This window comes from Pseudomonas sp. MHK4 (assembly GCF_054600775.1).
This window is the reverse complement of sequence record NZ_BAAIAK010000026.1, coordinates 26,811-36,065: the sequence shown is the minus strand read 5'-3', so window position 1 is coordinate 36,065 and position 9,255 is coordinate 26,811. Positions and strand designations below refer to the sequence as shown.

Here is a 9,255-nt window from a genome sequence, read left to right as displayed (position 1 = left end):
AGCCCAGGTCACGCCACTGGACGATGGCGACAGCCGTTTTCGGATGGTGCTCAAGGCGCCCGATGGCATCGGCCTGACCTGGTACTTGCGCACCGAACTGGGGGCAGGGCCGATGGCGTTGCTCAAGTTGCGTGGCTTCAAGTTGCCGACGCAGATCTTTTTGGGCAAGGGTGAAAAAGTGCCGCTGTAAGTGTAAAGGGCAGGCGCTGGTTTGTTTGGGACGTGGGGCCGGTGGGGCGCTTTCTCTGCGATGCGGCGACCCGACAAGCCGGCTCCTACAGAATTATGGGTGTGCCCGTCGATTTTAACGCACTGTAGGAGCGAACTTGCTCCAGGCGGCGTTCCGACGAATAACCTGAGTACGCCGTGGGGTGTCAGGTTTATAGCGTCATCGTTAAGGGCCATCGCGAGCAAGCTTGCTCCTACAGGATATGCGTGTGTTCTGTCAGGCGACTTTTTCCGCCTTTTGCTGCTCGCGCTCGGCCACCAGCTGGCGGGTGAGAGGAATCAGGCGCTTGCCGTAGTCTATGGCGTCGTCCAGCGGGTCGAAACCGCGGATCAGGAAGGTGGTGATGCCCAGGTCGTAGTAATCGAGCAGGGCTTCTGCTACTTGTTCCGGGGTGCCAACGAGGGCGGTCGAGTTACCTTGTGCGCCCAGCAGGCCGGCGATGCCGGTCCACAGTCGCTTGTCCAGGCGCGCGCCCTGGGCGGCAGCGGCGAGCAGGCGGCGGGAGCCTTCGTTCGGTGGTTCGCGGCGCACGAAACCGTTCTGTTCGGCCAACGCTGTTGCCTGTTGCAGGATGCGCTCGGCGCGTGCCCAGGCCTGGTCTTCGGTGTCCGCCAGAATCGGTCGCAACGACAGGCTGAAACGAATGCTGCGGCCATGCTTGGCCGCCTCGGCGCGTACCTGCTTCACCACTTCGCGCACTTGCTCGTAGGTTTCGCCCCATAGCGCATACACGTCCGCATGCTTGCCCGCGACCTCGATGGCCGCTGCCGATGAGCCGCCGAAATACAGCGGGATGTGCGGCAGTTGCGGCGACTTCACCGCGGAGTGCGCGCCCTCGACCTGGTAATACTGGCCCTGGTAGTCGAAGGGTTCCTCACGGGTCCATTCCTGGCGCACTACATCGAGATACTCATCGGTGCGGGCATAGCGCTCGTCCTTGCCGATGTAGCTGCCATCGGCACGCAGTTCGCGGTCCTCGCCACCGGTGATGATGTGCACGGCGGTGCGTCCGCCATTGAACACGTCGAGGGTGGTGAACTGCCGGGCGGCCAGGGTCGGCGCGGCAAAACCGGGGCGATGGGCGATCAGGAACTTGAGGTTCTTGGTCACGCTGGCGGCGTGGGAGGCGATCAGGGTGCTGTCCGGGCTGTTGGAGTGGAAGGCCACCAGGGCCCGGTCGAACCCGGCCTCGTCATGGGCGCGGGCGACTTTTTCCACATAGTCGGGTTGCAGGACTGGACCACTGCGTGGGTGGATTTCCGAGGAATGATGACCGCCGATGTAGCCGATGAATTCGATGCTCATGGGAGTTCCTTGTCGTGGGATAGGCGTGATTCAAGCCTCCACCTGGCAGGGGGTCGGTCTGTGTGAGCAAAAATAGGCGCTGCGGGGTGCGCCTGTGAAATGCCGTTTGGTTCTAAGTTAATTATGAAGTTGATGAATGAAGATTATTTATGGATATGAATTATGTGCATTTTAATCGGTGCCTGCCTTGCAGCCTGCAACGGGCATGGAACGGCATGATGATTATGCAAATAATTTAATATGATTAATCCGTATCTGATTTTTAATCATATTAGGTTATTCCTAAAAAGAATTTCACTGCGGTTTTTTATGCGAATAGCATGAAAACCGTAGCTGATGCATGGCACCTCTGGCCATGTTCTTCAAGAGGAAGGATGCCTGATGACTGAAAAGATCTTCGATACCCCGAGCGCCGGCAGCTCGTTTTCCGTCAACAAGGCGGCGCGTCATGACGGCGCACTTCAAGGCCCGGCGAGGCTGATCCCGCACTGGTTGCGCAACTGGCGGACCCCGGAAGTGTTCCTGCGCTTGCTCAGCCCCATAGCACTGTTGCTGTTGTGGGAACTGGCCTCCCAGTGGGGGCTGATCCCGCAGCGCATCATCGCCGCGCCTTCGCAGATCGGTGGCACGTTGTGGGCGATGATCGCTTCCGGTGAGCTGGGCAAGCACTTGCTGGTGTCGCTGCAGCGGGCGTTGGTGGGCTTGAGCATCGGTGTCAGCATCGGCGTCGCCGCCGCCCTGGTCAGCGGCCTGTCCAAACGTGGCGAGGTGATACTCGATTCGCCGCTGCAGATGCTGCGCACCATTCCTTCCCTGGCGCTGGTGCCGTTGTTCATCCTGTGGTTCGGCATCGGCGAATTCACCAAGATCGCGCTGATCGTCACCGGCACGACCTTCCCGGTGTACCTGAACCTGTTCGCTGGCATCCGCAACATCGACCCCAAGCTGATCGAGGCCGCCAACACCCTGGGCCTCAATCGTCGCGAGTTGATCTGGCATGTGATCCTGCCGGGTTCCTTGCCCTCGTTTTTTGTCGGCCTGCGTTATTCCCTGGGGATTTCCTGGCTGGCCCTGGTGTTCGTCGAGCAGATCAATACCACCGCCGGCATCGGCTTTTTGGCCAGTGATGCACGGGACTTCATGCGCACCGACGTGATCGTCATCTGCCTGCTGATCTACAGCGTCCTCGGCCTGTTGATCGACGGGCTGATCCGTACCCTGGAACGTTTTGCCCTGGCCTGGCGCCCATCTTTCGTGAGGAATTGACATGTCGAGCATCGATCTTTTGAACGCGCCCAAAGCGGCCCATTCGAACGCGCCGGTACAACTGCGCAATGTGGTGCGCCAGTTCGGCCAGCAGCGGGTCATCGACGGCCTGGACCTGGACATTGCACCTGGCGAATTCGTCGCCTTGCTGGGGGCCAGCGGCTCAGGCAAGACCACCTTGCTGCGCAGCCTGGCCGGGCTCGACAGCATCGACAGCGGCCAGTTGCAGGTGCCCAAGGCGCGGGCGGCGGTGTTCCAGGAGCCGCGCTTGATGCCCTGGAAACGTGCCTGGAAGAACGTGATCCTGGGCCTGCACGTGCCGGACGCCAAGGCGCGTGCGGTGCAGGCCCTGACCGAGGTAGGGCTGGCGCATCGCCTCGAAGCCTTCCCGGCCACGCTCTCCGGCGGCGAAGCGCAGCGCGTGGCGCTGGCCCGTGGCCTGGTGCGCGAACCCAAGTTGTTGCTGCTCGATGAACCGTTCGCCGCACTCGATGCGCTGACGCGGATTCGCATGCATCGGCTGATCATCGAGTTGTGGCGCAAACACAATCCGGCCGTACTGCTGGTCACCCACGACGTGGATGAAGCCATCCTGCTGGCCGACCGGGTCATCGTCCTGGCCAACGGCAAGATCGCCGACCAGTTGACCATCGATCTGCCCCGGGCGCGCGACAGCGGCCAGGACGGTTTCCAGGCCATTCGTGCGCGGCTCCTGGGTTTGCTCGGGGTTGAAGTGGAACCGGCGCCAGTCGCCGGGCGCCAGGCTTCGAACACCACGGTGCGGCGGTTTGCCCATGGCTGAGGCCAGTCTTTTGCTCCAAGGAGGTAACGCCATGTCGAGTCGCGTATGGAAATCTGCGGTTGGGTTGCTCACAGGAGCCGCGCTGCTGCTCAGCGGTTGCGGCGAATCGGTTGAAAGCAAATCGGCGGCTACCGGGCAAGGCGATTTGTCCGGCGTGACGCTGGTGCTGGGCGATCAGGCCAAGGGCTTGCGCACCGTGGTCGAGGCGGCCAACGCATTGGAGGGCATCGACTACAAGGTGCAATGGGCAAACTTCCAGGGGGCTGCGCCGTTGTTCGAAGCCTTGCGCGCCGGGGCGGTCGACCTGGGGCCGGCCGGTGACACGCCGGTGCTGGCCGCTGCCACGGGTGGCACGCCTTTGCGCATCGTCGCGGTACGGCGCAGTCAATCGCGCAGCATTGCCATCCTGGTGCCCGCCGATTCGCCCATTCGCAGCGTGGCGGATCTCAAGGGCCGCAACGTCGTAGTGTCTTCGGCCCGGGGCAGCATTGCCCAATACCTGTTGATTCGCGCACTGGCAAACGCCGGGGTCGACGAGCAGGACGTCAACGTCGGGTTCGTCCTGCCGACCGACGCCCTGGCGGCGTTCAACGCCGGCAAGATCGAAGCCTGGGCCACGTTCGGCATCTATCAGGCCTTTGCCGAGCAGCAGGGCGCACGGGTGCTGATCAGCGGCGAGGGCATCAACAGCGGGCTGACGTTCATTACCGCCTCGGATGAAGTCCTGGGCGACCCGCTCAAGCGCAAGGCACTCGCTGATGTATTGCAGCGTTTCGCCAAGGCATTCGAGTGGGCCCAACAGAACCCCGAGGAGTACGCGCGGGTCTTTGCCAAGGTGAACGATATCCCGCTGGACGTCTCGCAACGCCTGCGCAGTTGGGGCGACGAATCGCTGTTGCCGGTCGAGCCACGGGACGTGCAGGCCTTGCAGCAAGTCGATGACCTGTTCGTGGAAAAGAAGATCTTTCCCCATCGCGTCGACGTTGAAAAGCTCACGGATACCGCGTTGTTTTCCGCGCCGTTCCTGACGCTGAGGCAATCGGAGCGCTAGCGCTGGCGCTACAGCGGGCGTCGGGGAGCACTCACTTTTTCGGCGATTTGTTGCTGCTAGGGATATGCAGATAAGACATCACGCTCTCGGTCAGTTCGGTCGCCAGCTTGACGTCCTGGTCGGTCATGGCAGCCAGACGGTACGCGGCGTTTTCGTTGCCGCGTTCCATGCTGATGGCGGTAGCGTCCGCACATACACACTGAGAATTGACCGCGCTGTAAAATTACTCTATCGCCTTTTATTCAACGCTTTCCTACAGCGATGCAACAAAGTAAGTGAAAATGCCTACAAACTTAAAAGAAAGATCTCTCAAATCTATTTTGCATAAATTTATCTGTGTTTCAAGTTCACTGGTATGTGAGATAAATTCAAGTTGTTGTCTTTGACATCTCATTTCCTCCCAATAAGAATATGGCGAACCAACAGAGCGGCTACTCAGCCAGTTCGCACTTAATTTAAGATTGGCGGGAGGGGCAAATTTTGAATGCAGACACTGATGATGAAGTCAGCTTTGAAGCTATATCCGAAGTGTTAGGTAGCCAGATGCGCGGATTTAATGTATCAGCACCCTATAAGATCACCCACATACAAAAACTAATTGAAGCTTGGCATAGTGGCTTGGTTTGTCGAGTCCGCAATCAGTCACTGAGCAAAAAAGAACTGATTACATTTAGTGAAATTTTCGGCTTGCCAGAACGAGCTCTGAACCAAGAAAACAAACTAACATCAAGCAGCGAGCATCCCGAGTTGATGATAGTTTCAAACATAAAAAATAATGGTCTTGCAATAGGTCATCTCGGAGCAAAAGAAGCATATTGGCATACAGATATGTGCTATACAAAAACACCTCCGATAGCAAGTATTTTATACGCCGTTGAAATTCCCGAGAGTGGCGGAAATACGGAATTCATGAACATGTACAAGGTATATGACGCGATTCCTGCGGATTTAAAAGAAAAAATTGCGACGCTCTCGATCAAACATGATCGCAGTTATACCGCGGTAGGTGAGCTTCGGTATGGCTTCAATGATGTCACTGACGTTACCACGTGCCCTGGATCAATTCACCCTATTATTCAGCAGCACCCTGTCACACGTAAAAGCTTCCTGTACTTGGGAAGGCGGTTAAATGCTTATGTGGCTGGGTATTCCGTGGCCGACTCCGAGGCATTGCTTAATGAATTATGGAAATATACGCAAGCTCCTGAGTTGTCCTGGACCCAACAGTGGGCTGTCGGTGACATTTTAATCTGGGATAACCGCTGTACGATGCATCGCCGCGACTCCTTTGATGAAAACACAAGAAGAGTCATGTGGCGTACGCAGGTCCAATCCAATCCTGAATGTCGCAGATAACATCATTCGGTGGAAAGCGGGGCAACCATGCAAAGCAGATCAAGTTTTTTTGAACGTTATTTTTCAAGATCCCTCTCAATCCTAGAAAAAACCGAATCAGATTGTATGAGAGGTATAAATGTCTACAATCCTTATAATTATGAGGTAATAGCGCAGATAGAAAAAATGTCCTGTGCTGAGGTAAAGCAAAGAATAAATACTGCCGCTAGTTTTCGTCATAAATTCAGTCGCTTTGAGTTGATCGTAATTCTCAATAAAGCTGCTGCGCTACTTGAGGTGGAAAGAAATAATGCGGCCCGACTAATCACTATGGAGTCAGGGCTTTGCCTGAAAGACTCTCGGTACGAGGTTGAGCGCGTGCTGAGCGTCTTTCAAGCCACAATTTATGAGTTAACAAAAAACAATGAGCAAATATTTTCTTGTGATGTTTTCAACCCCCATGCGCAACGAAAAATATTCACTCTTCGAGAACCACTCCAAGGTGTGATATCCGCCATAACCCCCTTTAATCATCCGATGAATCAAGTGGCTCATAAAATTTGTCCGGCGATTGCAACCAACAACCGAGTCATTCTGAAACCGTCTGAAAAGACTCCGCTTTCTGCACTGTTTCTTCGTGACTTGCTATCAGAAGCAGGCTTGCCAGAAGAGATTTTTCAGGTTGTCACTGGCGATCCAAACGAAATAGCAAGCGAGCTGATATGCAACGAGCATGTCGATTTGGTTGCTTTTACGGGTAGCGTTGCAGTAGGGAAAAAAGTCGCATCAATGGCCGGCTATAGGCGAGTGATTCTTGAACTTGGCGGTAATGATCCGCTGATAATCATGGAGGATGCGGATCTAGAAAAAGCAGCTTTTTTGGCTATTAATGGGTCATATAAAAATTCGGGTCAAAGATGCACTGCTATCAAAAGAATACTGGTGGAGAAATCAGTATCCAAACGCTTTACCGAACTCCTCGTCGAAGGCACCGAACGTTGGAAAATGGGAGATCCCATGGACGAAAGTGTGGATATCGGAACCTTGATCGATACTGCTGCAGCTATAGAGTGCGAGCAGCGTGTTGCTGCAGCTATAAGTCAAGGTGCTCGTCTGTTACATGGACATCGACGCGACGGTGCCAGCTATATGCCAACTGTGCTGGATCGTGTTGATCCTGCAATGGCTATTGTTCAACAAGAAACATTTGGTCCGGTTTCGCCAATAATAGAATTTTCGGGTGTGGAACAAGCTATTGCCATTGCAAATAGCACACCCTACGGCTTGTCTTCTGCTCTTTGCACACAGCGACTGGATTACATAACCCGTTTTATCCAAGCGCTTAACGTCGGTACCGTTAATATCTGGGAAGTCCCTGGATTTCGTTTGGAGAACACCCCTTTTGGGGGTATAAAAGCCTCCGGGTTGGGGCACAAAGAAGGCATCCAGGAGTCGATGAAAAATTTCACTAACATAAAAACCTACTCTTTGCCCTGGGCGCTGAATTAAGTATATTCAGTACGGCTCTGTAACTGTGTGCAGTTATAAAGTCAAATCACCCATAGCAATAAGCCAGTCTTCAAATTCTCGATGAAGTGTGGTTTTTTGAATGCCCACTGGTGTGGATGCGCAGTAATGCTGATGGGCAACAGTTATATCTCCAAACGGTATTTTAATTTTTCCAGCAGCTATATCCAGGCTTAGTGTCGCAACGGGTCCTATCCCAATGCCTAGTCCATCTATTATACCTTGTAAGGTGACATGAAAATGATCAAATCTTTGACGTCTCAATCCCCCGTTATCCGCAAAATTCGCGGCCAAAAACCACTCTTTCCAATGGCCAGGTCGGGTTTCAGTTTCAAAAATTATATGTCGATCAAAATCCTCAAGGCAATTCAAGGGTTTTTCTTCTAGAAGATGGGGCGCTGCGATCACGGTGTGGTGGTCACTTAAAAATCGAAAAGATGATTGGTATCCTTCAATCGACGTTCCTTCGCGCCTTATGGCGATATCGAAACTTGAATTGTTTTGCTGTTGTTGCGTTGTGACGGTAAGTATTTGAATATTGGAGTCTGGGTTCTTTGAGTAGAAATCTGTCAGTCTGGGAATTAACCAACGCATGCCGAACGTCGTTGGGACACTCACGCGCAGACTGTTTTTGGTTTCTCCTTTTCCATAACGCTGTAGGATTTCTACAAGATTTTCAAGTGTGGTACTCATTTCCCGAGCCAAACCCTGCGCATGAGGAGTAGGTACCATTCGCTGACCGTGCTTTTCGAAAAGGCTTTGTCCGAGCCAGGTTTCCAAAGACTGGATTTGGCGACTCACTGCACCATGAGTCACACAAAGCTCATGTGCGGCAGCGGTAAAGCTTCCTGCTCGACACGCGACCAGAAATGTCCGAATTGCTGTAAACGGAGGAAGCTCATACATGATTACGCACCCACTATCACTGGGACATGAATTTTTAGCACATCGATTCAATTTCTCACAGTATCGTGAATTGCTTTACATAACCAAACATTCGCAGTGGAAGACAAATGACAGAATACTTACTCGTTTTGTTTATCGGGGTCATTTCAGGCGTCGTCAGTGGTGTAATCGGAACGGGGGCCTCTATCATGCTTCTGCCTGCACTCGCCCTTTGTTTCGGCCCCAAGCAGGCAGTACCGATCATGGCGGTGGCAGCTATCGTCGGTAATATTTCAAGAGTTATCCTTTGGCGAAAGGACATTCAGTGGAAGGCGTTTTTTGCCTATTCGGTGGCTGGGGTACCGGCAGCTGCTTTTGGTGCGCAAACACTTTGGAGCTTGAAAGCGACCTGGATTGATATCGCCCTCGGGGCATTTTTTCTGCTGATGATTCCCTATCGCCACTGGGCAAAAACAAGAAATTTCACCCTTTCGCTTTGGCAGCTCTCAGTCGCAGGGGCTCTTGTTGGCTACCTCACAGGCATTGTTCTTTCCACCGGGCCGCTGACTATTCCTATTTTTTCCGCGTATGGGTTAATGAAAGGACCATTGCTCTCAACCGAAGCTGCCGCCTCGTTCGTTATTTACTTGAGCAAGGCAATCACTTTCAAAGCGATTGGAGGCCTTCCCCTGAGCGTTGTATTAAAAGGCTTGCTGATTGGACTCTCGCTTGCTGCAGGCATGTCGATTGGCAAGTTTATTACGCTAAAGATTTCCATGACGACATTTCAAAGACTTCTGGATGTTTTGATGCTGCTTTCGGGAGTTTCTTTAATAGCAGGGGGATTGACCTGAA

Annotated in this window: 9 protein-coding genes and 1 pseudogene; 7 read left to right on the top strand and 3 right to left on the bottom strand. The window is 53.8% G+C overall.

Features of this window, described 5'->3' with window-relative positions; genetic code table 11:
- Positions 1-190 (top strand): annotated as a pseudogene (locus tag ACYP2Q_RS30890) (type VI secretion IcmF C-terminal domain-containing protein); the annotation flags it as partial.
- A 255-nt stretch (positions 191-445) separates the two neighbouring features.
- On the opposite strand, the gene ACYP2Q_RS30885 reads toward ACYP2Q_RS30890, so the two are convergent.
- Complete coding sequence (locus tag ACYP2Q_RS30885) at positions 446-1,534, bottom strand: LLM class flavin-dependent oxidoreductase (protein WP_459733978.1); 1,089 nt, start codon at positions 1,532-1,534, stop codon at positions 446-448.
- A 381-nt stretch (positions 1,535-1,915) separates the two neighbouring features.
- Here ACYP2Q_RS30885 and ACYP2Q_RS30880 point away from each other — a divergent pair, with 381 nt between their 5' ends.
- From ACYP2Q_RS30880 to ACYP2Q_RS30870, 3 genes are read left to right on the top strand one after another with little or no spacing between them, the layout of a single operon-like run.
- The gene (locus ACYP2Q_RS30880) at positions 1,916-2,800 is read left to right on the top strand and encodes an ABC transporter permease (RefSeq protein ID WP_459733977.1); all 885 of its coding nucleotides are present in this window, start codon (positions 1,916-1,918) and stop codon (positions 2,798-2,800) included.
- A 1-nt stretch (position 2,801) separates the two neighbouring features.
- Entirely contained in the window at positions 2,802-3,602 is an 801-nt protein-coding gene (locus tag ACYP2Q_RS30875; RefSeq protein WP_459733976.1) for an ABC transporter ATP-binding protein, read from the top strand.
- A gap of 31 nt (positions 3,603-3,633) precedes the next feature.
- A complete protein-coding gene (locus ACYP2Q_RS30870) occupies positions 3,634-4,653 on the top strand; it encodes an ABC transporter substrate-binding protein (protein ID WP_459733975.1) in 1,020 nt (339 codons plus the stop codon).
- 31 nt (positions 4,654-4,684) lie between these two features.
- On the opposite strand, the gene ACYP2Q_RS30865 is transcribed toward ACYP2Q_RS30870, so the two are convergent.
- Positions 4,685-4,822, bottom strand: coding sequence for a hypothetical protein (locus ACYP2Q_RS30865; protein WP_459733973.1), 138 nt, complete (start codon positions 4,820-4,822; stop codon positions 4,685-4,687).
- A gap of 311 nt (positions 4,823-5,133) precedes the next feature.
- On the opposite strand from ACYP2Q_RS30865, the gene ACYP2Q_RS30860 reads away from it, so the two are divergent.
- Positions 5,134-6,009, top strand: a complete 876-nt coding sequence (locus tag ACYP2Q_RS30860; protein WP_459733971.1) for a TauD/TfdA dioxygenase family protein — start codon at positions 5,134-5,136, stop codon at positions 6,007-6,009.
- Between the two features lie 27 nt (positions 6,010-6,036).
- On the top strand, positions 6,037-7,497 hold the full coding sequence (gene phnY / locus ACYP2Q_RS30855; RefSeq protein ID WP_459733970.1) for a phosphonoacetaldehyde dehydrogenase: 1,461 nt from the start codon (positions 6,037-6,039) through the stop codon (positions 7,495-7,497).
- Between the two features lie 33 nt (positions 7,498-7,530).
- Here phnY and ACYP2Q_RS30850 read toward each other — a convergent pair whose 3' ends face one another.
- On the bottom strand, positions 7,531-8,421 hold the full coding sequence (locus ACYP2Q_RS30850; protein ID WP_459733969.1) for a LysR substrate-binding domain-containing protein: 891 nt from the start codon (positions 8,419-8,421) through the stop codon (positions 7,531-7,533).
- 107 nt (positions 8,422-8,528) lie between these two features.
- Here ACYP2Q_RS30850 and ACYP2Q_RS30845 point away from each other — a divergent pair, with 107 nt between their 5' ends.
- Positions 8,529-9,254: a sulfite exporter TauE/SafE family protein gene (locus ACYP2Q_RS30845; RefSeq protein ID WP_459733968.1), complete on the top strand. Its 726-nt coding sequence runs from the start codon at positions 8,529-8,531 to the stop codon at positions 9,252-9,254.
- The last annotated feature ends 1 nt before the right edge of the window (position 9,255 follow it).

Bases quoted from the DNA above. Each gene is read 5' to 3' on its own strand.
- ACYP2Q_RS30885 (WP_459733978.1), bottom strand. From the start codon at position 1,534: ATGAGCATCGAATTCATCGGCTACATCGGCGGTCATCATTCCTCGGAA.
- ACYP2Q_RS30880 (WP_459733977.1), top strand. From the start codon at position 1,916: ATGACTGAAAAGATCTTCGATACCCCGAGCGCCGGCAGCTCGTTTTCC.
- ACYP2Q_RS30875 (WP_459733976.1), top strand. From the start codon at position 2,802: ATGTCGAGCATCGATCTTTTGAACGCGCCCAAAGCGGCCCATTCGAAC.
- ACYP2Q_RS30870 (WP_459733975.1), top strand. From the start codon at position 3,634: ATGTCGAGTCGCGTATGGAAATCTGCGGTTGGGTTGCTCACAGGAGCC.
- ACYP2Q_RS30865 (WP_459733973.1), bottom strand. From the start codon at position 4,822: ATGGAACGCGGCAACGAAAACGCCGCGTACCGTCTGGCTGCCATGACC.
- phnY (WP_459733970.1), top strand. From the start codon at position 6,037: ATGCAAAGCAGATCAAGTTTTTTTGAACGTTATTTTTCAAGATCCCTC.
- ACYP2Q_RS30850 (WP_459733969.1), bottom strand. From the start codon at position 8,421: ATGTATGAGCTTCCTCCGTTTACAGCAATTCGGACATTTCTGGTCGCG.
- ACYP2Q_RS30845 (WP_459733968.1), top strand. From the start codon at position 8,529: ATGACAGAATACTTACTCGTTTTGTTTATCGGGGTCATTTCAGGCGTC.